Origin of the sequence: Rhizobium sp. Leaf306 (assembly GCF_001423425.1) — a bacterium.
GTDB lineage: Bacteria > Pseudomonadota > Alphaproteobacteria > Rhizobiales > Rhizobiaceae > Neorhizobium > Neorhizobium soli.
Genome location: NZ_LMNX01000001.1, coordinates 901,205 through 926,745 on the forward strand (window position 1 = coordinate 901,205; position 25,541 = coordinate 926,745).

The following is a 25,541-nucleotide window of genomic DNA, read 5'->3' on the forward strand; positions in this document are numbered from 1 at the left end:
GCGACCGATGAAACGATTCGAGATCATTGACGGGATGCGGGGATATTTCCTTGTATTTATGGTTCTCAACCACCTGATATTTGCCGGTGGCTACTTCCTGGTCAAAATCAACCACAATCAGCTTGCTTTTGTCGAGGATGCGCAGGGCTTCGTGTTCCTGTCCGGCCTGATGATCGGCATGGTCTATGCCCGCAAGATGATGAAAGGCGGATATGCCGCCGGTCGCACTGCGATCTACAGCCGTGCCTTCGAGCTCTATCGCTATGCCATGGGCATCGTGATCGCCGTGCTGGTGGCGCAGATGCTGCTGCCGGGGGCCTATTCGGTCTGGTTCAACTGGCTGGGCTATACCAATTTCGACGATCCGCTGCGTCTCGCTGCGATCGCCACCTTCCTATACCAGCCGACCTTCATGGACATCCTGCCGCAGTATATCGTCTACATGCTGTTTGCACCGATGCTCATCAAGCTGGTGCTTGATGACAAGTGGCACTACGTGGTCGCCGCCTCGATCATGATGTGGATGGCCGGACAGCTGGGTCTGCATCAGATCGCAACGATCCCGATCAATGAGCTGATCATGGGCTCGGACGATCAGGGCATCCGCGTGTCGTTCAACCTGTTCGGCTGGCAGATCGTGTTCTTCTCGGGCCTCGTTCTCGGTGCGTTGACCTCGTCCGGCAAGATCAACTGGGGCAAGATCCTGTCGCCAGACAACACGTTCATCCCCAAGGTGGCGCTGGTGCTGGTGATGTTCTTCCTGCCGCTGCGCCTGATTACCGCCAACGAGCTGATGCCGGCCTACATGATCGGCAAGTTCGCCTCGATGGAAATCCGTGCCGATTTCGGTCCGGTCTATCTCCTGAACTTCGCCGCGATGGGTCTTCTCGTCACCTGGCTGCTCGTTGCCGGTCCGCAGCACAAGGCAAACTGGGTGCGTAACATCGCGTCTGCCGTGACCTGGGTGTTCACCCTGCGGTACCTGCGCCTGCTCGGCCGCCACTCGCTCTACGTCTATGTATGGCACGTCGCGATCGTCTACTTCGTATACTACTTCGATGGTCGTACGCCGGAACTCGGCGAGTGGACGAAGACTGCGATTGCGCTGACCGCCGTCGGCCTTCTCTCGATCCCTGCCCTATGGCGCGAGCGCGACAAGTTGCTCGGCACGGCGGAGTCGGCACCTGCGAAGAACCTGAAGTCGCCAAAGCCGGCGGCCCAGAGCGTTCCGCAGCAGATGGTCATCCGGTAAAGACGACTATCGTTCGCATACAAAAAAGGGCGGCTCCAAGCCGCCCTTTTTCATGGTCGCTTGACGGCGACGTCAGGCCGCCTGGCCGATTTTCGCATAAGGGTCGAACCGACCGTAGAAGGTCTCTCCGTTCGCCGCCATGTCCTTGAGCAGCTGCGTCGGCTTGAAATGGCTGCCATATTGCGCGGCCAGCTTTTCGGCGAGTTCGACAAAGGTCTTCACACCCATGCCGTCGATGTAGGACAGCGTGCCACCCGTATAGGGGGCAAAGCCGAAGCCAAGGATGGAGCCGACATCGGCTTCGCGCGGATCGGTGACGATGCCTTCCTCGACGGTGCGGGCGGCTTCCAGTGCGATCGTCACGAGGAAGCGCTGCTTCAGCACGGAGACGTCGACGTCTCCAACTGGCTTCTGTGGATAGAACTCCTTCAGGCCGGGCCAGAGCGATTTCTTCGCGGGCTTGGCGGGGTAGTCGTAGAAGCCCTTGCCGTTCTTGCGGCCGCGGCGATCGAGCACATCGACCATGTTGTCGATCAGCGCCATGTGTTCCGGCTTGACCGAGTTGGGGCCGAGATCGGCGATCGAGGCCTTCATGATCTTCTGGCTGAGATCGACGGCCACTTCATCGTTAAGAGACAGCGGGCCGACCGGCATGCCGGCCATCTTGGCGGCATTCTCGATCATGGCTGCCGGCACGCCTTCGGCCAGCATGTCATAGGCTTCGTTGATATAGCGGAAGACGCAGCGGTTGACGAAGAAGCCTCTCGTGTCGTTGACGACGATGGGCGTCTTCTTGATCTTGCCGACGAAATCCAGCGCCACGGCAAGTGCCCTGTCGCCCGTCTTTTCGCCCAGGATGACTTCGGTCAGCATCATCTTTTCGACCGGCGAGAAGAAATGCACGCCGACGAACTGGTCCGGACGCTTGGAGTTTTCCGCGAGGCCCGAGATCGGAAGGGTGGAGGTGTTCGACGCGAAGATCGTGGTTTCCGGAATAACCGCTTCGACCGCCTCGATCACGGCCTTCTTGACCTTGCGGTCTTCGAACACCGCCTCGATGACGAGATCGGCATCTGCAAGTGTCGAATAGTCCGGCGTGGCGGTGACGAGCGAGAGGAGCTTTTCGCCCTCCTCCTTCGTCAGGCGACCCTTGGCGACGCTGTCGGATACCAGCTTTTCGGAGACGGCCTTGCCCTTGTCGGCTGCTTCCTGGCTCTGGTCGATCAGCACGACGGGAATGCCGGCGGCAGCGGTCACATAAGCGATCGAGGCACCCATGAAGCCGGCGCCGACCACGCCGACCTTCTTGAATTCGCTTTTTGGAACGCCTGCCGGACGACGGGCGCCCTTGCCCAGTTCCTGCATCGAGATGAACAGCGAGCGGATCATCGAGAAGGCTTCGGTCGTGCCGAGGATCTGCGTGAAATAGCGCTGCTCGACCTTGAGCGCCGTATCGAAGGGCAGTTGAAGACCCTCATAGACGCATTTGAGGATGGCGAGCGCGCCCGGATAGTTGCCTGCCGTCTCACGGCGCAGGATGGCGGGAGCCGCCGGGAAGAGCTGGGCAGCCTGTGGCGTCCAGACCCCGCCGCCGGGTGCCTTGAAGCCCTTTTCGTCCCACGGAGCGACGGGCTTCAAACCATCCTTGATCATCTGCTTTGCAGCGGTCACGAGCTGATCGGGTTCGACGACCTGATGCACGAGACCCATCGCCTTGGCGCGTTGCGGCGTCAGCGTCTGACCGGTCGTCATCATTTGCAGGGCGGACTGGGCATCGGTCAGGCGTGAGACACGCTGCGTGCCGCCGGCGCCTGGAAAGATGCCGACCTTGACTTCAGGCAGCGCGAGCTTGACCGACTTGGAATTGGCGACGACGCGACCGTGGCAGGCCAGCGACAGCTCGAGAGCGCCGCCCATGCAGGTGCCGTTGATGGCCGATACCCAGGGCTTGCCATTGGTTTCGATGGCGCGGAACAGCCAGGTCATTTGCCCTGCAACCTCGAACAGCTTCTGCTTGGCGGTAACCGGGTCCTGTGCGGTCGCTTCCTGCAGCATGGAGAACATGCCGCGGATCATGGTGAGGTCGGCACCGCCGGAAAACGAGGATTTGCCGCTGGTAAAGACGACGCCCTTGATCGCGGCATCCGCGACCGTTGCCTTCAGGATCGCGTCGAGTTCTTCCAACACCTCGGCGGTAAAGACGTTCATCGACTTGCCCGGCATGTCCCAGGTCACGACAGCAATGCCGTCGGCGTCGGTTTCGATGGTGAAGTTGGTGTAGGTCATTGGGTTCCTCCCCTATCAGGCCGACAAATGGCTGCGCTGGGTTTCCAACGTCCTGGTCTTTTCGACCACGACATCGCCGGTGTGCTTCGTCTCGGACGGCTCGAACAAGAGTATCCAGCACTCATCGGCCGCGACCGGATTGTGCTCGACGCCCTTCGGAACGACATGGAAGTCGCCTGCCTTCATATGAACATGCGGCCGGTCCCGATATTCGATCGTGAGTTCGCCCTTCCAGATGAGGAACAGTTCGTCCTCGTCGCGATGCGAATGCCAGGTCAGATGATCCTTGACCTTCGCGACCTTCACGCTCTGTCCGTTGAGATCGGCAATGACGCGTGGAGACCAGTGGTCGTCAACATGCGCAAATTCGTCTTCGATTGTACCCGTATTGAAGCTCACGATCAGACCCTCTCGATGACGGTCGCGGTGCCCATGCCGGCGCCGATGCAGAGCGTGACCAATGCGGTGTTGAGATCGCGGCGTTCCAGTTCGTCGAGGACGGTGCCGAGGATCATCGCGCCGGTGGCACCGAGCGGGTGACCCATGGCAATCGCGCCGCCATTGACGTTGATGATGTCGTGGGAAATGTCGAACGCCTGCATGTAGCGCAGCACGACGGCGGCAAAGGCCTCGTTGAGTTCGAACAGGTCGATATCGGCAATCGTCATGCCGGTGCGGGCCAGCAGCTTTTCGGTGACGTCGACTGGGCCGGTCAGCATCAGCGCCGGGTCGGAGCCGATGTTTGCGAACGCGCGGATACGGGCGCGCGGCTTGATGCCCATGCTTTCGCCGCCGGCCTTGGAGCCGATCAGGACGGCTGCAGCGCCATCGACGATGCCAGACGAATTGCCGGCGTGGTGGACGTAATTGATCTTTTCGATTTCCGGATGTGCCTGGATGCCGACAGCTTCGAAACCGCCCATTTCGCCGGGCATCTGGAACGAGGCATTGAGCGAGGCCAGCGCCTGCATGTCGGTTGTGGGCCGCATATGCTCGTCGCGGTCGAGAATGGTCAGGCCGTTCTGATCCTTGACCGGGATCACCGAGTTCTTGAAGTAGCCGGCATCCCAGGCTTTTCCGGCGCGCTTCTGGCTTTCGACGGCATAGGCATCGACGTCATCGCGGGAGAACCCGTATTTCGTCGCGATCAGATCGGCCGAGACGCCCTGCGGCATGAAGTAGGACGGGAAGTTGACCGAAGGGTCCATGTACCAGGCGCCACCGGACATGCCCATGCCGACGCGCGACATCGATTCGACACCGCCGGCAATGACGATGTCGTCGGATCCGGCTGCGATCTTACCGGCGCCGAAATTGACGGCATCAAGGCCCGATGCGCAGAAACGGGAGATCTGCATGCCGGGTGCCCGGGTCGAATATCCCGCTTCGAAGGCTGCGGCCTTGGGGATGACGGCGCCGCTATCCATGACCGGATCGACGCAACCCATGATGATGTCGTCGACGGTTTCCGTATCGAGCCCGTTGCGATCACGGATGGCTTCGAGGGTCTTTGCCGCGAGACGGACAGCCGGCACTTCGTGCAACGAGCCGTCCTTCTTGCCGCGACCGCGCGGCGTGCGCACGTGATCGTAAATGAAGACTTCGGTCATGGTGTCATCTCCCTTGGTGGCAAATTACATTGCCTTTGTTTCACTGCGGGAGAGAAGACCCCTCCCAAACCCTCCCCACAAGGAGGAGGGCTTATCCCGCCGCGCCGCCGATGTTCAATCGGGACGAGCGGTCGCCACACATTTTCTCCCCCCTTCTAGGGGGAGATGGCCGGCAGGCCAGAGGGGGTAGCCAACGCTTAGAACGCCTCGGCGGCCAGTTCCATCATGGTGTCTGCGCCGGCCTCGATGCGCACCTTGCGCAGCGCGGTTTCCGGCATGATACGCTCCATATAGAACTTCGCCGTGACGAGCTTTGCTTTCAAGTAGTCTTCGCGCGGGTCACCGGCGGCCAATGCGGTCTGCGCGGCCTTTGCCATCTTTGCCCACATGTAACCGAGTGTGACGAGGCCGAACAGGTGCATGTAGTCGGTCGAACCGGCGCCAGCATTGTCGGGCTTGGCCATGGCGTTCTGCATGAACCACATGGTCGAGGCCTGCAGGTCGTTCAGACCCTTCTTGAGGCCCTTGGTGTAGAGAACCATCGCCTCGTCGCCGCGGTTTTCCTCGCAGAAATCACCGATTTCCTTGAACATGGCCATGACGGCGCGGCCGCCGTTAAGCGCCAGCTTGCGGCCAACCAGATCGAGCGCCTGGATGCCGTTGGCGCCTTCGTAGATCATCGCGATGCGGGCATCGCGGACATACTGGCTCATGCCCCATTCTTCGATATAGCCGTGGCCGCCGAAGACCTGCTGGGCAATCACCGCGTGATCAAAGCCCTTGTCGGTCAGCACGCCCTTGAGGATCGGCGTGGCAAGCCCGAGGAGATCGTCGGCGTTCTGGCGTTCCGCTTCGTCCTGCGAGCGATGGGCGATATCGGATTTCAGCGCCGTCCACAAAACGAAGGCGCGGCCGGCCTCGTTGAAGGCCTTGATGGTCATCAGCGAGCGGCGGATATCCGGATGGACGATGATAGGGTCAGCCTTCTTATCCGGCGCTTTCGCGCCCGAAAGCGAACGGCCCTGGATACGCTCGTTGGCATAGGCGACGGCGTTCTGATAGGCGGTTTCCGCGATCGACAGGCCCTGGAGGCCAACACCGAGGCGGGCTTCGTTCATCATCACGAACATGGCCGAGAGACCCTTGTTCTCGGCACCGATCAGATAGCCCGTGGCATCGTCATAGTTCATGACGCAGGTGGAGTTGCCGTGGATGCCCATCTTCTCTTCGAGCGCACCGCAGCTGACGCCGTTGCGGGCTCCGAGCGAACCGTCATCGCCCACCATGAACTTCGGCACGATGAACAGCGAGATGCCCTTGGTGCCTTCAGGCGCGCCCTCGATCCGCGCGAGAACCAGATGCACGATATTGTCGGTCATCGAGTGTTCACCGGCGGAGATAAAGATCTTCTGACCGGAGATTTTGTAGGAGCCATCATCCTGCGGCACCGCCTTGGTGCGCAGCAGACCGAGATCCGTGCCGCAATGGGGCTCGGTGAGGTTCATGGTGCCCGACCAACTACCGCCGACCATGTTGGGCAGATAGGTGGCCTTCTGCTCGTCCGTGCCGTGGACTAGGATGGCGGCGATCGCCCCTTGCGTCAGGCCGGGATACATCATCAGCGACATGTTGGCCGACGACATGTATTCGCCGACGGCGGCATGCAGTGTGTAGGGCAGGCCCTGGCCGCCGAACTCTTCCGGTACGGCCAGGCCGATCCAGCCGCCCTGGACATACTGGTCATAGGCCTGCTTGAAGCCGTTGGGCACCAAAACAGTGCCGTCGTCGTTGCGGGTGCAGCCTTCCCGGTCGCCGGAAAGGTTGATCGGGAACAGGGCCTCTTCGGCCACTTTCGCCGCCTCGCCGATGATCGCCTCGATCATGTCGGGCGTCGCATCGGCAAAACCCTGCAGGTTGCCGTAACGCTCCAAGCCGAGCACATCATTCAGAACGAAAAGTGTATCGTTTACCGGTGCCTTATAGACGGGCATCGTTATCCATCCTCCAGATTAGCCTGACGCTTCCTCCCGGGCATTGCAGCCCGTCGTCTCCTGCACTTACTTAATTGACGTTCGCGTAAACGTCAAACAGTTGGAGGCTCATATCGCGAGCCGATTTTGACCCGGCGTTAGCATCACCTAATAGGTGCTTTCGCCTGCATTGCCGAGGAAGTCGCGCCCGCCGCGCTGCATCACAGTGATAGCATCGTCGAAACCCGTGTCATCCGGGCAAACATGCGGAATCGTGGCAAAAAGGTTAAGATCTTAACGAACATTAACGATTTATTTACTACGTTTCTGGAAATAGTGGGGGCTACGGGAGGTCAGTCAAATCCATCCAACGAATGAGTCGTTCTTTCATAAGGCAAGCCTTGCGTAAGAAATGTCTAATATGGATGTGATTCACCGGTGCCAATAGGCGGCGGATGAGGCTGAAACCGAGCGTCGGCAGGTAAAACGCGGAAGCGAGCGAGCACATGAACGGATCACGATCGAATCCCAACCGCCCGGGCGAACGCTCCTCTCTTGACGCCCTAAACCGTACGATCGAGGGCCTGGAGGCCCGAATCGAGGATCTGATGTCGGGCGCCGGGCGCGAACGCCGCCAGCCCGCTTCCGACCCGCGCCTCGAAAAACCGGCGTCCGTGCAGCCCCCGCAGATGCAGAGGCCAGCGGCGCCTCGCTTTGCCGACCCGCTGGCGGAAATCCGCGAGCGCCAGCGCATGCTGGGATCGGCCCGCGAGCGCATGGCAAGCGCACAGCAGTCGCATGCGGCCGAACCGGTCCGCCAACCCGTCCAATCACCACTCCGCGAAAAGATCACGCCGCCGGAAGCCTATCGTCCCAGCCAGGAGCGCCGTCCCGCCGCACCGGTTGCGGCAACTGCCACCGAAGTTTCTGCGAGCCGCTTCGAGCGGGCTGTCGCCAGCCGCGATATGCAAATGCGGGAAACCCGCCAGCAGGCGACCGATGGCGCCTCCATGCGCGAAATCGCCGAAGCGCTGGTCGGCTTGCGTCACGAACTGAAGCAGGACATCGCCGAAGGCGTCGCCCGCGAGATGGGCGCACTGCAAACCGAAATCCGCTCGATCCGCTCGATCGCCGAAGATCATCGCGGCACCGAAGACCTGCGCGGCGATTTCTCCCGTCTTGCCGACAGCATTAGTCAGCTGGGCTACAGCAATTCTCCCGATGCGGAGGCCCTGCGTGCCGAGTTCGAGGAACTGCGCAATGTCATGGCCCAGGTCATGGATGGCGTGGCGCGCGAAGATTCCGTGCAGCGCATGGAAAGCCGCTGGCAGGGGCTGGAAGAGCGAATCCACGGGCTTGAGCCAGAGCTTCTGCGCGACGAGGTTTCGCAGCTCGCCTACCGGATCGACGACATCAAGACCCAGCTTGGCGGCATGAACGACAGCCCCGCGCTGCGCGCGCTGGAGCAGAAGCTGATTGCAATCGCGACCGCGATGGAGCAACTCGGCAGCCGCATGCAGCCATCCGACGAACTGCTTGCCGAGCAGTTCACCATTCTCGACGAGCGTCTCGACGAAATCACTCGCGCCGTTGCCGCCGGCAGCCGTGCTTCGGCTGCAGCCACGCTCGACCAGGCTTTCATGCAGAAGCTCGACGGCCGGATCGTCGCTATCGCAGAGCAGGTCGATCAGATCAGCCAGGCTGCTGCCGATCCGAGCGAGATGCTGTCCGGACGGATCGAAGCGCTGACCGCGCGGATCGAGGAACTCTCCGACGAGCAGGCCGCCATGCGGCTGGAAGAGCGGCTCGACCAGCTTTCGGTCATGCTGACGCAGGCGCAGAAGCCCGCGTATCAGACCGAGCTTTCCGACCACCTCGCCGATATCTCGCGCAAGATCGATGGTCTTGATCACAACTCGATCAACGACATGCTGGGCGAGCGGCTGGATGATCTCGCCCGTCGTATCGACGAGATCGAATATCGCCCGGCGCCTGCCACCGACGAGCGGGCCTTCGACCGGTTGGAAACCCGGCTGACCGACATCGCCATGCGACTGGACGAAGCAGCCAGCGCACCGCGCGGCGACGAAAACGCCCTGCGTAGCCTGGAAGACCAGATTGCGCATCTTTCGAGCCTGATCAGCGAGCCGCAGACATCTTCGGTCACTGCGCTACCTGATGGTTTCGAGCATCGGTTCTCGGCAATCGAAAGCTACATGTCGACCAACGACGAGTACATTCTGGAAGCCGCACGGCAGGCCGCAGAAGCCGTCGTCGAAGCCTATTCGCGCAATACCGGGGCCGGCGGCATGCCCGTCGCGTCCGGCGACATGGCAGCCCTTTCGGCCCTCGCCGACGATCTTCGCCACCTTGAAGAACTGACCCGCGGCACGGAAACGCGCAGCCATCAGACGTTCGAAGCCTTGCACGGAACGCTGGTGCAGATCGCCAATCGTCTGGACACGCTGGAAGACAGCATTTCCACGGCCCGTTTCGAGCCCGCCTATCGCGATGCGCCGGCCAGTCGCGAAGCCCAGACCGACCAGCCGCTTCGCCATCCCAAGATGCCGGCCGCAGCGCAACTGTCCGTTCCAGCGATGGAATTTGCCGGCGCCGAGGACCGCAATGTTGCTTTGGCAGATGCGCGCGTCGAAAACGAGGAGGTCGTCGTGCCCCCTGCAGCCGCGCCGGAAGAGCCGGCCAAGCCCGGTCTGCTGGCCGGCCTCTCGAAGCGTTTCAAGTCGGGCACCCGCGATGCAGGCGAAAAGCCGGGCCGCACCGTCATAGAGCCAACGCCTTCGATCGATCCAGCCGACATTCTCCCAGCCGGCCGCGAAAACGACCTGCTGGAGCCGGGCTCGGGCGCTCCCGACGTCAAGAAGATCCTCGAGCGCGTGCGTGCCAGCCAGGCCGCCGGCGATTTCAGTGGCGAGAAACCCGGAACGGCCGACAAATCGGACCGCGCTGACTATATCGCCGCGGCCCGTCGTGCAGCCAAGGCCGCAGCACAGGAGACGGATCCCTCTCAGGTCAACGCAGTCAAGAGCGTTCGCTCAGCCACCAAGTCGCAGACCACGTCGGTTGCCGGCACGCCGTCCGAAAAGACCGGCATGTTTGCCAAGTTTTCGCAGCATCGCCGCCCCATCCTGATGGCCGTCGGCGCCGTGCTGCTGGTGATGATGTCGATGCAGGTGGTCAAGAACGTGACCGGAAGCAGCGACAGCGCGCCCGAACAGGCTGCCCTCGAAGCCCCGGCTCCGGTCTCCGTGCCGGAAGAGACTGCGCAGGCTCCGAGCGCACCAGTCGAAGCTCCCGCTCCTGTCGACACCGCTCAGGCCCCGGCCGAAAGCCCTGCAGCCAGCGATGGTGACGGACAGGATGTGGCAGCGACGCCGCCTCCGGTCGCGCCCGACGCCGCGACAAACCACCTGATCGATCCGGTTCCCGCAGCCGGAGACCTCGCTTCAATGCGTCCGGCCGCCGAAGCTGCTCCGGCACCTTCAGAAGACGCCGGCTTCACGGCACAAGCGCCGGCTGCCGCGGAAATCGAGGCACCGGCTCCGATCGTCGTGCCTGTCGGCCTGGAGCCGAAATCGCTTGCCGACGCCGCATCGTCGGGCGATGCCAACGCGCTGTTCGAGATTGCCACCCGCTTTACCGAGGGACGTGGCGTCAAGACCGATCTCGCAGAGGCGGCAACCTGGTACAAGCTTGCCGCCGACCGTGGTCTTGCGCCTGCCCAGTACCGCATGGCGAACATGTTCGAAAAGGGAACGGGCGTCGAGCGCAACCTCGGTGAAGCCGTTCGCTACTATCAGCTGGCCGCCGAAGCCGGCAATGCCAGCGCCATGCACAACCTCGCCGTTCTCTACGCGTCCGGTGCCACGGGCCAGCCTGACTACACCCAGGCCGTCAAGTGGTTCACCCAGGCCGCCGACCACGGTGTGGCCGACAGCCAGTTCAACCTTGCCATCCTGTTTGCCCGCGGCAACGGCGTGAAGCAGGATCTGGAAGAGAGCTACAAGTGGTTTGCCGTTGCGGCAAAGGCAGGCGACAACGACGCCGCCCAGAAGCGCGACGAAGTGGCCAACGCCATGCGCGAGGAACAGCTGGAAAGCGCCCGCGCCAAGGTCGACCTTTGGAAGGTGATGACACCCGAGCCGCGGGCAAATGCCGTTGTTGTTCCGGATGAATGGGCTGCCGGCAAGCGTCTTACCACCGCATCTGTTGACATGGAAAAGGCCGTCCGCAACATCCAGGCGATCCTCAACAAGAACGGCTTTGAAGCCGGACGGCCGGACGGCAAGCTTGGTGCCAAGACGGTAAGCGCAATCAAGTCGTTCCAGTCCTCGATCGGCCAGGAGCCTTCCGGCCGCATCAACGACGCACTGGTTCGGGAATTGCTGGCACGCAACAAGTAGCCAGCAACCCGTAAGACGACCAATCCGGTCGGGCTGGGGACTATCGGCCACGCCCATTGGAAAACGCTGAAGCTGCTGTTTTCCCCGCGGATTCACGAATTGACACCCCGGCAGGCCAAGCGCATGACGGGGTGTCCTTCATGCGCGGTTCATCGCGTCTGTGAAAGGGTTCCCCAAAGCCAGAGCGACGGCCATCTTGAATGCGTGCCGCCTGCAACGGCGTTGTCTTTTTCGACGTGTCGAGGTTCAGCCGTGACTGTCTACCTGCCGATTGCAGAGCTTTCGGTGAACATCTTCATCATCCTTGGCATGGGTGCAGCTGTCGGGTTTCTGTCCGGCATGTTCGGCGTCGGCGGTGGCTTCCTGATCACGCCGCTTCTGATTTTCTACAACATTCCGCCCGTCGTTGCCGTCGCAACCGGCGCCAACCAGGTCGTTGCCTCCTCGATCTCGGGCGCGATCACCCATTTCCGGCGCGGGTCGCTGGATATGAAACTGGGCACGGTGCTGCTGGCCGGGGGCCTTGTCGGCGCGACGGTCGGTGTGTGGATCTTTTCCTGGCTACGGCGCATCGGCCAGCTCGACCTGTTCATCTCGCTTCTCTATGTCGTGCTTTTGTCGACGATCGGCGCGCTGATGCTGCAGGAGAGCCTCAGAGCCATGCGGCGGGCAAAGAACAACCAGCAGCTTCCGCTGAAACGCCCGGGCCAGCACAACTGGGTGCACCGCCTGCCCTTCAAGATGCGTTTCAAGAAGTCGAAAATCTATCTCTCGGCCATTCCGATCCTGGTGCTCGGTTTCGTGATCGGCGTCCTCACCTCCATCATGGGTGTCGGCGGCGGCTTCATCATGGTGCCGGCGATGATCTATCTCCTGCGCATTCCAACCAATGTCGTGGTCGGCACCTCTCTGTTCCAGATCATCTTCACCACCGCCTATACGACGATGGTTCAGGCGGCGACGAACTACTCCGTCGATATCGTGCTTGCGACGATCCTGATGATTGCCGGCGTGATCGGCGCCCAGTACGGCGTGCGCGTCGGCCAGAAGCTGCGCGGCGAACAGCTGCGCGCGCTTTTGGCGCTGCTGGTTCTGGCCGTCGGCATCCGTCTTGCGATCGGCCTGATCGCAACGCCGAGTGACGTCTATTCGGTGGCCGTCGGAGGACTGTCCTACTGATGCGCAGGCTGATCCTCTCCCTCCTTCTTCTTCTCTCATTCGGATTGTCGCTGGCAACGCAGGTCGCGGCCCAGACGCCGTTCGACACGGCCTCGCCGATCAAGGAAGGGCTGGAGATCGGAGCATCGTCGAGCGAGATTGCCATCACCTCGGATTTCCGCGGCGCCGACCTCACCATCTTCGGTGCCATTACCAATCCGGACGAGCTGCTGCTCGCGATCGGTCAGTACGATATCGTCGTGACGCTTGAAGGTCCGCGCGACTATGCCACGGTGCGGCGCAAGGAACGCGTGCTCGGGATCTGGATGAACACCCAGGCGATGACGTTCGAACAGGTGCCGGAGAGCTATTCGATCGCCAGCACACGCCAGCTGAACGACCTCGATCACCAGGCGCCGTCCTTCAACAATATCGGGGTCGGCATCGAACACCTGCCTCTCAACCCCACCGGCTACATTCCGAATTCCGGTCTGATCAGCGATTTCCGCGAGGCCTATCGCCGGCAGAAGCTCAACAGCGGGCTTTACCAGCGCGACACGAGCGGCGTGCGCTTCGTCTCGTCCAGCCTGTTCCGAGCCTCCTTGCGGCTTCCAGCCAACGTGCCCGATGGCGTGCACATGGTCCACGCCTATCTGTTCAAGAGCGGCGACCTGATCTTTCAGCGGGAGATGCCGTTGCGCGTGGTCAAGACCGGCCTGGAGCAGGCGATCACCGATGCAGCCCACGAGCGTCCGATCGCCTACGGTCTGTTCTGCGTGTTGATCGCTGTCGTGACCGGATGGGGCGCGAGCATCATCTTCCGCAAGGACTGATCGTCTAACAAATTCGCCGGAACGGTTTCCAATCCTCTCCTCACGCCCTAGTTAGGGCGCAACATACAGTTCCAATGCAAAGCGTCAGCATGTTCCGCCGGATCGCCGCACGCCTTTTGGCTTCCCTGTCCCTCCTCCGTCCGCTGCTTCGGCCGTCCGAACTGCGCGCAGTCATCAGGCGCAGCGAATTCGGCCTGATCCTGATCGCAGGCGTTGTCGGGGTTCTCGCCGGCCTCGCGGTCGCTGCGATGAGTTTTATCTCGCACGCGCTGCATGTCCTGATCTTCAAGATCGGCAGCACCGAGCGCTTAAGCTCGGCAGCGTTTCTCGAGCCGACGACGGTGCTTTTGGCGCCGGTTGCCGGCGGTGTCGTGATGGGCCTGCTGTACCTGATCCTGCGCAAGTGGCGTAAAAAGCCGATGGTCGACCCGATTGAGGCCAATGCGCTGCATGGCGGTCGCCTGTCACTGACCGACAGCATCATCGTCGCGGTGCAGAACCTGATCTCCAACGGCTTCGGCACCTCGATCGGGCTTGAGGCCGGCTATACGCAGCTGTCCTCCGGCATTGCGTCGAAGATCGGGTCATTGGTGCAGTTGCGGCGAACGGATCTGCGCGTGCTGGTTGGCTGCGGTGCTGCCGGTGCCATCGCATCCGCCTTCAACGCACCGCTGACCGGCGCCTTCTACGCGTTCGAGCTGATCATCGGCACCTACACGATCGTGAGCCTCGCGCCCGTCGTCGTTGCGGCGCTTGCGGCAACCTTCGTCACCCGGCTTTTCGTCGGCGATGCCTTCATGATCGATATCGGCAAGATCGGCACCGTCGTGCCCGCCGATTACCTGCCGGCGGTGGTGCTGGGCATCGTCTGTGCCGGCGGCGGCATCCTGCTCATGCAGGGCGTGACCAAGGTCGAGGAACTGGCGCGCGCCAGTTCCATCTCGTCCGCCTTCCGGCCGGCGATCGGAGGACTTGCGGTGGGCCTGCTGGCGCTGATCGATACGCAGGTGCTTTCGGCCGGTCACGGCGCGCTGCATGCGAGCCTCAACCAGAATATGGCGATTGGCGCGGTGCTGGGCCTGCTTCTGCTGAAATCCGTCGCTTCGGCCATTACCATCGGCGCCGGTTTCCGTGGCGGCTTATTCTTTGCCTCGCTGTTTCTCGGTGCGCTGATCGGCAAGCTGTTTGCCTATTCGACACCCTACATCTTCGCCAATGCGACGCTGACGCCAGTCATCTATGCCGTGGTCGGAATGAGCGCGATGGCCGTTGCCGTGATCGGCGGACCGTTGACCATGACCTTCCTGGCGCTCGAAGTGACCGGTGACTTTCCGATCACGGCGCTGGCGCTTGCCGCGGTCATCACCTCTTCCGTCGTGGTGCGCACCACATTCGGCTACTCGTTTGCGACATGGCGTTTTCACCTGCGTGGTGAAAGCATCCGCAGCGCCCATGACGTCGGGTGGATCCGCAACCTTACCGTCGACAAGCTGATGCGCGCCGACGTGAAGACGGCACCGGCATCCATGACGCTCGAGGATTTTCGCAAGGAGTTTCCGCTTGGATCAACCCAGCGCGTGATCATGGTCGGCGAAGACGAAAAATATATCGGCATGGTGCTGACGCCGGAAATCTATTCGGCGGCGACCGAAGGCGGCGAGGAAAAGCCGCAGCTTGCCGATTTCATCCGCTTCAAGAACGACGTTCTCCTGCGCAGCATGAATGCCAAGCAGGCAGCGGCGATGTTCGACAAGACGGAGACGGAAGCGCTGGCCGTGGTCAACAACCAGATCGAGCGCAAGGTGATCGGCCAGCTTTCGGAAAGTCATACGCTGCGGCGCTACACGGAAGAGCTGGACCGCAGGCGCCGGGAGATCTCGGGCGAGATCTAGGCGGCACGCATCGTTTGAGTCGGCGGGGCGGAACCGCTGTGGTCCGCCCCGCCGGTGGCATTACATAGCAGGCAGAACCGCGATGTCACGTACATCAGTCTCGACGCCGGAGATTGTACCGACTTCGGTCGCAGCGCCCGTTTCCAGGTTGACCGTGTAGAGCATCTTTCCGGCTGCGAGATAGGCGGTGTTCTTGCCGCCGTCTTCACCCTGAATATCGAAGGCGTAGGTCGCAGGCTTGTCCTTGAGACCGAGCTTGCCGATTGCCTTCAGGGTACCGTCGTTCGGCTTGGTCTGCTGGATCAGCGCGCCGATCGTGGCATCGATGTTGTACATCGCGGTCTTCTCGGGCTTGCCGATCGAATTGGTATAGGCCGCGGCGACGATGTTCGGGGCCTCGCCCTTGTGCATGTCCCCCTCTTCGAAGGCGAGCGTCCCATCGACCGTGACGGCGCCCGTATCCGGATGGACGCGGTGGTTGGTGGTGCCGGTCATGAACCGCAGGCGGTCCGCCATCGGGTTGAAATCGACCACGACCGGAGCGTCCGACATGGTCAGCATCTTGTCCATCTTGGCGACTTCGGTGGCGGCACCGGTTTCGAGATTGATCGAGACGATCGCGTGTTCCGGCGTGACGCCGATCACGGTCTTGTTGCCCGGGCGGAAATCAATGCCAACCAGCTTGGTGACGCCGGTGACTTCCATCGTCTTGGTGACTTCAGGCTTTGCCGTGTCGAACATTACCAGCGTCTTGTCGCCGGTAAGACCGAGGACCGGGGCGGCGGAGGCGTCAACTGCGCCCGTGACGGCTGAAGCTGCGAGGATCGAGGATGCGATCAGAGCGTGGCGAAGGGTCTTCATGGTGTCTGTTCTCCCGTTGAAACCTTTGACGAGAGCATGTCGGCGCATGGCCTTTCCGATGCTCTCAGAAGGGAGACACACGGGAGGATACGTTTGGATGCAGCAGACGAAAATATTTTTTCGCTGCATCCATTTTCCGGGTTGGCGTGTCCTTAAGTTCGAAGGCGACTTTGCAGCCGGTAAACCTTTCGAGACTGGACGAGCCCATGCCCGCCGTGGCAACAGCACAGAGACAATATTCGCGTTCCTGCGAACGCGCATGGGGAGAGAGCGGCTTGGCCCTGGTGACCGACCAAACACACGATCTCGAGATGGCCCTTGCCGCCTGCGCTGCGGGCGACCGTCAGGGCTTGCGCCGCATCTTCGACGACGAGGCCGGCCGGCTGGTGGCTGTTGCGCAGCGGATCGTGCGGCGGCGGGAACTGGCGGAAGAAGTGGTGCAGGAAGCCTTCATCCGCATCTGGACCCATGCGCATCAATATTCCCCCGACCGCGGATCGGCGCGCGGCTGGATCTACGCGATCGTGCGCAACCGCGCACTCAATCTGTTGCGCGACGGCAAGCGTGAGGATCTGGTCGGCGAAGATAGGCTCGAGACGCTGCAGGACGGCGAGCAACTGGACCAGATCATGGCCTCCTTCCACAGGCTCGACCGCAACAGCCGCCTGCACGAGTGCCTCGGCTCGCTCGACGAGATCAAGCGACGCGGCATCCTGATGGCCTATGTCGGCGGATACACGCATGGCGAAATCGCCGGACGTCTCAAGCTTCCGCTTGGAACGGCAAAATCGTGGATCCGGCGCGGACTTTCCTCGTTGCGGGAGTGCATGGCATGAGGATCGAGGAAAGAGACTTTCCGGCCATCGCCGATGACTATGTTCTGGGTCTTCTCGATGCGGCTGAGGCTGCCGAGGTCGAAGCCGCCATCGAGCGCGACGGCGGCCTTGCCGAAGCAGTCGCCAGGGCACGCGAGCGGTTCCTGCCGCTCGACACCAGCGTCGAGCCGGCTCCGGTATCCTCGGCGCTGTGGGACGCGATCTCTTCCCGTCTGCCGGAGCAACCGGGCGCCGCTGCCCCGTCTCTCGCGTCGGTTTCGCCGAGACTGCCTCTCGCCGGCAACGACAACAGCCGCTCCGGCTGGCGGGCAACCGCGATCTCCGCGATCGCGGCTTCGCTGATCCTTGCCGGTGGTCTGGTCTGGAGCGTCACCCGGGTGAACGAGCCGCTGGTGGTGGCCGTGCTCCTCAACGAGGCCGGCGAAATCCAGGCCGTGGTCGAGGATTTTGGCAACGACACGGCAAGTGTCAGACTGCTCAGCGACTTTACGGTGCCGCAAGACAAGACGATGCAGGTCTGGACGCTGCCCTCGCGTGACATGGGGCCGATGTCGCTCGGTCTTTTGGAAGGCGCGCATTCCGCAACGCTGCACGGCCCTGCGCTGCCGAGACCCCAGGATACCCAGCTCTACGAGATCACCCTCGAACAAGCCGGCGGCTCCCCGACCGGCCGCCCGACCGGCCCGATCCTCGCCAAGGGGTTCGCAAAACTGCCACGCTAGAGGCGCGGAACCGCCTTGGCCTTTCGGCCAATTGCGCACCAAAAACCGGGCTGTATTCTCCCTTCGGCGAAGGGAGAATGGGATGACGCTGACGCAGGACACACCACGTCCGACAGGTGAACCGATGACGATCACCTGCCAGGACGGGGTGGTGCTCGGCGGTCACATCTGGCCAGCATCGGGGCCGCCGCTTGCCAGTGTCGTCATCAACCCGGCAACCGGCGTCCTTGCCCGCTACTATCACTATTATGCAGAGTTTCTAACGAGGCACGGCTTCGATGTGCTGACCTACGATTATCGCGGCATCGGACTGTCGCGACCGGCGAGCCTTCAGGGCTGCGGCTATCGCTGGCGGGACTGGGGCGAGCAGGATTTCGACGCAGCGCTTCGGTTCATGCACGACAGGCGGCCGGATCAACCGCTGCAGGTGGTTGGCCACAGTATCGGCGGCTATCTGCCCGGCCTATCTCCGAACGGGGCACGGATCGACCGGATGCTGACGGTGGGCGCGCAATACGCCTACTGGCGCGATTATGCGCCGGGGCACCGCGCCCGGCTGTTTTTCAAGTGGCATGTCGTGATGCCGGTGCTCACCGCTGCATTCGGCTATTTCCCGGGCAAGCGGCTCGGCTGGCTCGAAGACCTGCCGGCGGGCGTTGCCAACGAGTGGAGCTTTCGTGGGGCCCGGATGGAGATGACCCATCCGGTCGGCGAGCGCGACGAGGTTCTGCGCCGGTTTGCGGCGGTCACGGCACCCATCCTGGCCATTGCCGTTGCGGACGACGACATCGGCAGCGTGGCAGCTATTCGCCGAAGCCTTGCCTATTATACCGGCGCCGAACGGACGGAGGTTCTGCTGGAGCCCGCGGTCTACGGGCACTCACGGATCGGGCATTTCGGCCTGTTCCACGCGCGCCACAGGGAGGAGTTCTGGACCGACACACTGCGGTGGCTGAAGGAGGGGGTTGATCCCTGGAGCGATCAGCCCAGCAAATTGCCGTAGCGGACGGAATAGATGCGGTCGCGGCCGAGGAGGTGGGCGACCAGGGTTTCGCGGTCGAATATGCCGTGCATCGCCTTGTGATTGAGGTCGAGGCCGCCGGCGAGAACACCGAAGGCGGGCATGAGGAGGCGGTGGCCGTCACTGGCAAAGCACGGACGGCGGACGGATTTTTCGCGGCGGCGGACCGTGGCGGACGGGTGGAGATGGCCTGCGACCTCACCCTTGACGCCGTTCGGGCCGGCAGCGAGGCTCGGTTCATGGCGGAAGACGAGGTCGCCATAGATGAGTTCGTCGGTGCAGGTGCCCGGCAGGTCGATCGTTCCGTCCGGATCGTGGTTGCCGTTGATCCAGATCCAGTCGCGGCCGCGCGCCATGTCTGCGATCATCGTGCGCAGGTTTGCCGGCAGGTATTCCGAGCCGCGGCGATCATGGAAATTGTCGCCGAGCGACACGACCACTTTCGGATCGTAGCGGGCAATGACGGCGGCGAGGATGTTGAGAGTGGCGATCGTATCGTAGGGCGGCAGCATCATGCCGCGCCTTGCAAAGGCAGCGCCTTTTTCCAGATGCAGGTCGGACACGACGAGCATGCCGGTTGCCGGCAGATAGAGGCCGCCGAGCGGATCGCAGACAGCCGCGACGCCATGGACAACGATCTCTTCCGCGCCGGTAGCGGCCGGGGTCATCGTGCTGGATTGAGCGGCGAGGCGCAGGCGGTGCAGCAATGTCTTTCGGTCTTTCCTGTCTTGCGGTGCAAAGCCTTTTATCCCCGCGCCGGGCCTTTGTCCGGGCTAGCGTCGCGAATAAAGCCTTACCCCATCGCCTCGGAGATCAATTCGTCTGCGGCCTCGGCCAACACCACGTCCTGCGCTTCGCCCGGCACCGTTTCCCGGCCGATTTCCAGCATGATCGGTACCGCCAGCGGCGAAACGCGATCGAGGGCTCGGTGGGTGATATGCCCTTTGATTCGTGCCAGCATATCTCCTAGCCGGCCAATATCCAAAAGCCCGGTTGCCGCATCGCGGCGTGTCGCTTCCAAAAGAACGTGATCGGGCTCGTGGCTGCGCAGCACGTCATAGATCAGATCGGTCGAGACCGTGACCTGCCGGCCGGTCTTTTCCTTGCCCGGATGACGCCGCTCGATCAATCCGGAAATCACGGCGCAATTGCGGAAGGTCCGTTTCAGAAGATAGCTTTCCGCAAGCCAGGTTTCGAGATCGTCGCCCAGCATGTCCTCGTCGAACAGATCAGAAAGGCTGAGGCTGCCGTCCGCGATCATCGCACCCATGTCGCTGAGGCCATAGACTGCCAGCGAATAATCGGTGGCGACGAAGCCGAGCGGTCTTGCGCCTGCGCGCTCCAGCCGGCGCGTGAGAAGCATGCCGAGCGTCTGGTGGGCGAGCCGCCCTTCGAAGCAGTAGGCGATCATGAAGAAGCGTTTGCCGCGCGGAAACGTCTCGATCAGCAACTCGTCGCGGCGCGGCAGGATGGAGCGCTCCTTCTGGATCGCCAGCCAGTCGCGTACCTGATCCGGCAAGACCTTCCAGCGTTCCGGATCCGCCAGCATGGCGCGCACCTGATCGGCAAGATAGGTGGTGAGCGGGAATTTTGCGCCCGCATAGGTCGGGATCATGGGATCGGTGGAATAGGTGTTCGACACCAGACATTCGTTTTCGCGGATGGTTTCAAACCGCAGCACCTTGCCGGCAAATAGAAACGTATCGCCGGGCACGAGCTGTTCCAGGAACTGCTCCTCCACCTTGCCGAGCGTCATGCCGCCGCGGCCGACCGCGCCCTTGGCATTGCGCTTGACGAGGCGGACACTGAGCTCGGTCGCCTCGACGATGGTGCCGAGGTTGAGGCGGTATTGCTGCGCCACCTGCGGATTGGATACCCGCCAGCGGCCCTCCTCCGTCTTGCGGATCTTGGCGTAACGCTCATAGGCGCGCAGGGCATAGCCGCCGGTCGCGACGAAATCGACGATCCGTTCGAACATTTCCCAGGAAAGGCCGGCATAGGGAGAGGCCGAGATGATCTCGTCATAGAGCTCGAGCGGATTGAACGGCTCGGCGCAGGCCATGCCGAGGACATGCTGGGCGAGAACATCGAGCGCACCCTCGCCGACCGGCGGCGTATCCTGCGCGCCCAGGTAATTGGCATCGAGCGCCGCCTGGCATTCCATCACCTCGAACCGGTTGCCGGGCACGAGGATCGCCTTCGAGGGTTCGTCCATGCGGTGATTGGCGCGGCCGATGCGCTGGGCGAGACGCGAGGCACCCTTGGGCGCGCCGATATGGAGGACGAGATCGATATCGCCCCAGTCGATGCCCATGTCGAGCGTCGAGGTGGCAACGACGGCCCGCAGCTTGTTTTCGGACATCGCCGCTTCCACCTTGCGGCGCTGGCCGGCATCGAGCGAACCGTGGTGAAGCGCGATCGGAAGATTGTCGTCGTTGATGGTCCATAGGGCCTGGAACAGGAATTCCGCCTGGAAGCGGGTGTTGACGAAAATCAGCGTCGTCGCATGGCGCCTGATCTCGCGGTAGACGTCCGGAATGGCATAGGCCGAGACATGGCCGCCCCAGGGGATGCGGTTTTCGGTGTCGAGAATGGTGATGTCGGGTGCGGCACCCCCCGTTACATGGACGAGGCCCGCGGGTGGGGCCGGGTTTTCGCCCTGCGGCACCAGCCAGCGCTGGAGATCCATCGGATCGGCCACGGTTGCCGACAGCCCGATCGTCTGCATGGTCGGGGCATGGCGGCGCAGGCGCCCGAGGGCGAGCGACAGGAGATGGCCGCGCTTGGAGGTGACCAGTGAATGCAGCTCGTCGAGGACGACGTATTTCAGGTCCTTGAAGAAACGCTCCGCTTCCTTGTTGGCGAGCAGCAGCGACACCTGTTCGGGCGTGGTCAGCAGAATATCGGGCGGATTGAGCTTCTGGCGCTGGCGCTTCGACTGTGGTGTGTCGCCGGTGCGGTTCTCGACGGTGACGGCAAGCCCCATTTCGGTGACGGGCTTCATCAGGTTTCGCTCAATATCGACCGTCAGGGCCTTGAGCGGCGAGATGTAGAGCGTGTGGATACCGGTAAAGGCCGAGCCGGGTGGGATCTTGCCACGCATGACCAGATCGGTCAGCGACGGCATGAAGCCCGCAAGCGTCTTGCCGGCACCGGTCGGGGCGATCAGCAGCATGTTTTCGCCGGCCTGGGCGCGGGCGAGAAGTTCCAGCTGGTGGGCGCGCGGAGACCAGCCCTTTTCCGCGAACCATTTGAGGAACGGGCGGGGCAGAGCGACAGCATCAGAGCCGGGCGTTGGGTTTTCGACGAGATCCACGTCGTTAAGGTAAGACGAACCTGGCGAAAATGAAGAGCATTACCGAACGATATATCTATCGGTGCGGTGGTTGATCGCAAGCGTCAGGTTCAGCGTCACCGCGGCGATGACCGAGCAGAGGATGACGAAGGGGCTGGCAACGAGGAAGGACAGGACCAGCACGACGCAATCAAGCCCGAGCTGGACGAAGCCGGCCCGCCAGCCGAGACGGTCCTGCAGGTAGAGCGCGAGGATCCCGAAACCGCCGAGCGAGGCGCGATGGCGAAACAGGATCAGCATGCCGCATCCGATCAGGAGACCGCCGAACAGGGCGGCAATGACCGGATCGATGGCGCTGATGGTAATCACCTTCGGCAGGACGCCCGTGAGCACCGACGTGACCGCGACGGCGGAGAAGGTCTTGACCGTGAAGACCGGACCGAGCCGTCTGTAGGCAAGCCAGTAGAAGGGCAGGTTGAGCAGGAAGAATGCGGCACCAAAACTGATATCGACGGAGTAGCGCAGCAGGAAGCCGATACCTGCCGTGCCGCCGATCAGAAGGTTTGCGGCCTGCAGCAGCACGACGCCCAGCGCTGCCAGCATGGAACCGGCAAGGATCGCCTGCACATCTTCGATGAGCGAGTGTTTTTCCGAGCTGGACGCCCAAAGGCCGACGGGGCTCTTTTTGTCTGCGACGCTAGTCTTGTCGATCGCCTTTCCCATCAGCGCACCGCAATATAGCGGTCGGAGCGATGGTTGACGGTCAAGAGCAGGTTGAGCACGACAGCACTCAGCAGCGACCAGACCACGGTCATCGGGCTGACGACGAAAAAGGCAGCGGCCATGACGCAGAGATCGAAACCCAGCTGGACGAGCCCTGCCGGGATCTTGAACCGGTCCTGGATGTAGATCGCGAGAATGCCGATGCCGCCAAGCGAGGCGCGGTGCCGGTAAAGGCCCAGAAGGCCGAAGCCGATCAGGATGCCGCCGAGCAGCGCTGCCCAGAACGGATCGAGATACTGGATCACCAGAAAGCGTTTCTCCAGCTCGGCAATGACGGAAACGCCGGCAATGGCGATAAAGGTCTTGACCGAAAAGCCGAGGCCGAGGCGCTTGAAGGACAGGTAGTAGAACGGCAGATTGACGACGAAGAACAGGACGCCGAAGGGAATGTCGAACGCATAATGCAGCAGGAAGGCGACGCCGGCCGTGCCGCTGGTGAGGAGCCCGACCTGGTTCAGCAGGTAAAGACCTAGGGCTGCGACCATGGCGCTGATGAACAGGCCCTGCGCATCTTCCAGCATCGTATGGCGTGCCGGATCAAGGCTGTAGAAACCCATACGGCGCCTTGCTGCAACCTGTTCGTCGGCCACGCTATTCCCCTAGATTTTTGGCGATTGTGCACCGCGATAGCAGCTTCATCAAGCGACATCGCTGCGCCCGCCGACGGCCTTTCGAAATAACAACAAAGTGAAGGCTTACCCGGTCTTTCGCGACAGAAACAGTATGCCGTGGATGGGTTTGCCGGCATCCATGCGAATGGTCGTCCGCTCGACGGCGATGAGAACGAAGCCGTAATACGCGAGCAGGCCGCCGATATAGACTTCCGAATGGGCGTAACGGAGCGAATCCTTGAGCACAAACGTCTCATCCTCGCCCGCATCTTCCACCGAGAAGGCGAACAGGCCGGATGGTGCCAGGAGCTCGGTCACCAGCGGAAAGACGGTTTCGAGCGAGCCGAGATACATCAGCACATCGGCTGCCGAGACGAGGTCGGCGCGGTGGGGCGGAAGCGTGTCGAACAGGCCGGACTGTGCTGCCTCAAGGCTGAGGTCCGATTGCCCTAGGTGATCGTAGAGGTGTTTTTCCGCAGCCTTGGCCAGCATGTTGGCAGACAGGTCGAACCCTTCTAGGCGCCCTGCCTTTTCGCGGATCTCGGCGCCGAACAGGCCGGTGCCGCAGCCGAGATCGACCACGGTCGCAAACGGCCCATGGGGCGCAACCAGCGTGCCAAGCTTTTGCGGGACCGAGTAGTTGAGCTTTTCCACCAGTGACGTATCGAACCTGTCGGCATAGTCGTCGAACAGGCCCTCCACATAGCGGCTGGGCGGCTGGTCCGGGACATCGCCGGCGCCGATCAGCGCGAGCCGCAGGCTGGCGCCGAAGATATCGTCCGGCTGCAGCTCGAGCGCGCGGCGATAGGCGTCGGCAGCACTGGCGAGTGCCGCCTTGTCGCGGTATTCGCCGAGCCTGAACCATCCGGCGGCCCATGCGGGGACGAGCTCAAGTGCCTGCTCCATCAGTTCCGCCGCTGCGGAGAAATCCTGTCCCTCGGCCAGCATGCGGGCATAATCCGCACGGCGGTCGGCAATGACGTCACCGGAAGAGAACTGGATCGCGCTCATGGCGTGACGGCTTTCACTGGAGTTACGGCGGGCATTACGGCGACGGTGGAGTTGCGTCATCTCGCCATTCCCCTCGCCCCTCCTGTCACCCGGGCCACAAAAAAACTCAAGTTGTATTTGAGAGGCTAGTGAAGAGTGCCTATGTGACAGGTTGCGGGACTGTTCCCGCAAGGCTATGGCAATCCCAAACCAATTTTCCAACGGTGGAGACGATCGACGATGGCGGATGGCGTGAACAGGTTCCTCGGCGATTCGATCGGCCGCACGATCATCAAGCTGATCGTCGTCTGCCTGATCGTAGGCTTCGTGCTGGCGTTCTTCGGCTTCACGCCGGACAATATCGTCGACACCATCCGCTATTATTTCCTCGACCTCTGGTACAACGGTTTCCAGGCACTGGGACGCGTCGGAGACTATCTCCTTCTCGGCGCGATCATCGTGGTGCCTGTCTTCATCGTGCTGCGGCTTCTGAGCATTCGCCGCTGAATGTCGATGGTGTCTCTCCCCTCCCGTCGCACCTTTCTGGCGCTCGCCGGCACCGGCCTTCTCCTTGCCGGCTGCTCCACCACAGCAGTCCTGACACCGACGCCGGGTTCTGTCGACGAGACGGAAGCGGCGCTTCCGCTCGTCAACAAGCTGCGCCAGGCAACGGGCCTTTCGTCTCTTGGCCTCGACAAGCAGGCACGACTGGCAGCAGGGCGGCAGGCCGTCCGAATGGCGAAGGCCAAGGAAATGAAGCACCTGATCGGCTTCGGGGACGATTTCGGCGACCGGATGCGAAAGAGCGAGGTGGCGCTGCCAGCGGCGGAAAACATTGCGGCTGGCCAGCATGATGTCGGCGACGCGGTCCAGGCCTGGATCGACTCGCCGAAACACTTGCGCAACATGCTGGGCAGCTACAAGAGCCTCGGCGTTGCCGCCGCCCGCGCAAGCGACGGACGGCTGTACTGGGCGATGGTGCTTTCCAACTGATCGAAGC

The 25,541-nt window shown here is 62.2% G+C and carries 20 protein-coding genes; 10 read left to right on the forward strand and 10 right to left on the reverse strand.

The genetic code is table 11. The features are described 5' to 3' along the window. Nucleotides 1–7 precede the first annotated feature (7 nt). Nucleotides 8–1,252, forward strand: a complete 1,245-nt coding sequence (gene opgC, locus ASG19_RS04205) for an OpgC domain-containing protein (protein ID WP_062453882.1) — start codon at nt 8–10, stop codon at nt 1,250–1,252. 72 nt (nt 1,253–1,324) lie between these two features. Here the strand turns inward: opgC and ASG19_RS04210 are convergent, their stop codons facing one another. From ASG19_RS04210 to ASG19_RS04225, 4 genes are all read right to left on the reverse strand, one after another. Beyond that, nucleotides 1,325–3,538 (reverse strand): 3-hydroxyacyl-CoA dehydrogenase NAD-binding domain-containing protein, encoded by a 2,214-nt coding sequence (locus ASG19_RS04210; RefSeq protein ID WP_062453883.1) that lies wholly within the window; start codon nt 3,536–3,538, stop codon nt 1,325–1,327. Between the two features lie 15 nt (nt 3,539–3,553). Next, complete coding sequence (locus ASG19_RS04215) at nt 3,554–3,937, reverse strand: cupin domain-containing protein (RefSeq protein WP_062453884.1); 384 nt, start codon at nt 3,935–3,937, stop codon at nt 3,554–3,556. A 2-nt stretch (nt 3,938–3,939) separates the two neighbouring features. Continuing rightward, entirely contained in the window at nt 3,940–5,148 is a 1,209-nt protein-coding gene (locus tag ASG19_RS04220) for an acetyl-CoA C-acetyltransferase (protein WP_062453885.1), read from the reverse strand. Between the two features lie 197 nt (nt 5,149–5,345). After that, on the reverse strand, nt 5,346–7,139 hold the full coding sequence (locus tag ASG19_RS04225; protein ID WP_062453886.1) for an acyl-CoA dehydrogenase C-terminal domain-containing protein: 1,794 nt from the start codon (nt 7,137–7,139) through the stop codon (nt 5,346–5,348). 485 nt (nt 7,140–7,624) lie between these two features. On the opposite strand from ASG19_RS04225, the gene ASG19_RS04230 reads away from it, so the two are divergent. From ASG19_RS04230 to ASG19_RS04245, 4 genes are all read left to right on the forward strand, one after another. Further along, nucleotides 7,625–11,539 carry a peptidoglycan-binding protein gene (locus ASG19_RS04230; RefSeq protein ID WP_062453887.1) on the forward strand — a complete coding sequence of 1,305 codons (3,915 nt, stop codon included), beginning with the start codon at nt 7,625–7,627 and terminating at the stop codon, nt 11,537–11,539. A 252-nt stretch (nt 11,540–11,791) separates the two neighbouring features. Next, on the forward strand, nt 11,792–12,718 hold the full coding sequence (locus tag ASG19_RS04235; RefSeq protein WP_062453888.1) for a sulfite exporter TauE/SafE family protein: 927 nt from the start codon (nt 11,792–11,794) through the stop codon (nt 12,716–12,718). Further along, entirely contained in the window at nt 12,718–13,530 is an 813-nt protein-coding gene (locus ASG19_RS04240) for a TIGR02186 family protein (RefSeq protein ID WP_062453889.1), read from the forward strand. Before ASG19_RS04235 ends, ASG19_RS04240 begins: the two co-directional genes overlap by 1 nt. Before the next feature lie 74 nt (nt 13,531–13,604). Then, a complete protein-coding gene (locus tag ASG19_RS04245; RefSeq protein ID WP_244476076.1) occupies nt 13,605–15,422 on the forward strand; it encodes a chloride channel protein in 1,818 nt (605 codons plus the stop codon). 60 nt (nt 15,423–15,482) lie between these two features. Here the strand turns inward: ASG19_RS04245 and ASG19_RS04250 are convergent, their stop codons facing one another. Continuing rightward, nucleotides 15,483–16,283 (reverse strand): DUF4394 domain-containing protein, encoded by an 801-nt coding sequence (locus ASG19_RS04250; RefSeq protein ID WP_062453890.1) that lies wholly within the window; start codon nt 16,281–16,283, stop codon nt 15,483–15,485. A gap of 311 nt (nt 16,284–16,594) precedes the next feature. On the opposite strand from ASG19_RS04250, the gene ASG19_RS04255 reads away from it, so the two are divergent. From ASG19_RS04255 to ASG19_RS04265, 3 genes are all read left to right on the forward strand, one after another. Next, nucleotides 16,595–17,119, forward strand: a complete 525-nt coding sequence (locus ASG19_RS04255; RefSeq protein WP_062454893.1) for a sigma-70 family RNA polymerase sigma factor — start codon at nt 16,595–16,597, stop codon at nt 17,117–17,119. Further along, nucleotides 17,116–17,841: an anti-sigma factor gene (locus tag ASG19_RS04260; RefSeq protein ID WP_062453891.1), complete on the forward strand. Its 726-nt coding sequence runs from the start codon at nt 17,116–17,118 to the stop codon at nt 17,839–17,841. The genes ASG19_RS04255 and ASG19_RS04260 overlap by 4 nt, the downstream gene beginning before the upstream one ends. Nucleotides 17,842–17,923: 82 nt before the next feature. After that, entirely contained in the window at nt 17,924–18,844 is a 921-nt protein-coding gene (locus tag ASG19_RS04265; protein ID WP_062453892.1) for an alpha/beta fold hydrolase, read from the forward strand. Here the strand turns inward: ASG19_RS04265 and pdeM are convergent. From pdeM to ASG19_RS04290, 5 genes are all read right to left on the reverse strand, one after another. Then, nucleotides 18,823–19,530 (reverse strand): ligase-associated DNA damage response endonuclease PdeM, encoded by a 708-nt coding sequence (pdeM, locus tag ASG19_RS04270; RefSeq protein ID WP_082476243.1) that lies wholly within the window; start codon nt 19,528–19,530, stop codon nt 18,823–18,825. The genes ASG19_RS04265 and pdeM overlap by 22 nt on opposite strands. A 125-nt stretch (nt 19,531–19,655) precedes the next feature. Further along, nucleotides 19,656–22,178 carry a ligase-associated DNA damage response DEXH box helicase gene (locus ASG19_RS04275; protein ID WP_062453894.1) on the reverse strand — a complete coding sequence of 841 codons (2,523 nt, stop codon included), beginning with the start codon at nt 22,176–22,178 and terminating at the stop codon, nt 19,656–19,658. A gap of 39 nt (nt 22,179–22,217) precedes the next feature. After that, nucleotides 22,218–22,880 (reverse strand): YitT family protein, encoded by a 663-nt coding sequence (locus ASG19_RS04280; protein WP_062453895.1) that lies wholly within the window; start codon nt 22,878–22,880, stop codon nt 22,218–22,220. Next, entirely contained in the window at nt 22,880–23,497 is a 618-nt protein-coding gene (locus tag ASG19_RS04285; RefSeq protein ID WP_062453896.1) for a YitT family protein, read from the reverse strand. Before ASG19_RS04285 ends, ASG19_RS04280 begins: the two co-directional genes overlap by 1 nt. A 138-nt stretch (nt 23,498–23,635) precedes the next feature. After that, a complete protein-coding gene (locus tag ASG19_RS04290) occupies nt 23,636–24,562 on the reverse strand; it encodes a methyltransferase (protein WP_062453897.1) in 927 nt (308 codons plus the stop codon). 219 nt (nt 24,563–24,781) lie between these two features. Between ASG19_RS04290 and ASG19_RS04295 the strand changes: the two genes are divergently transcribed. Next, nucleotides 24,782–25,048: a DUF6460 domain-containing protein gene (locus ASG19_RS04295; RefSeq protein WP_062453898.1), complete on the forward strand. Its 267-nt coding sequence runs from the start codon at nt 24,782–24,784 to the stop codon at nt 25,046–25,048. Continuing rightward, nucleotides 25,049–25,534 carry a CAP domain-containing protein gene (locus tag ASG19_RS04300; protein WP_062453899.1) on the forward strand — a complete coding sequence of 162 codons (486 nt, stop codon included), beginning with the start codon at nt 25,049–25,051 and terminating at the stop codon, nt 25,532–25,534. Nucleotides 25,535–25,541 lie beyond the last annotated feature (7 nt).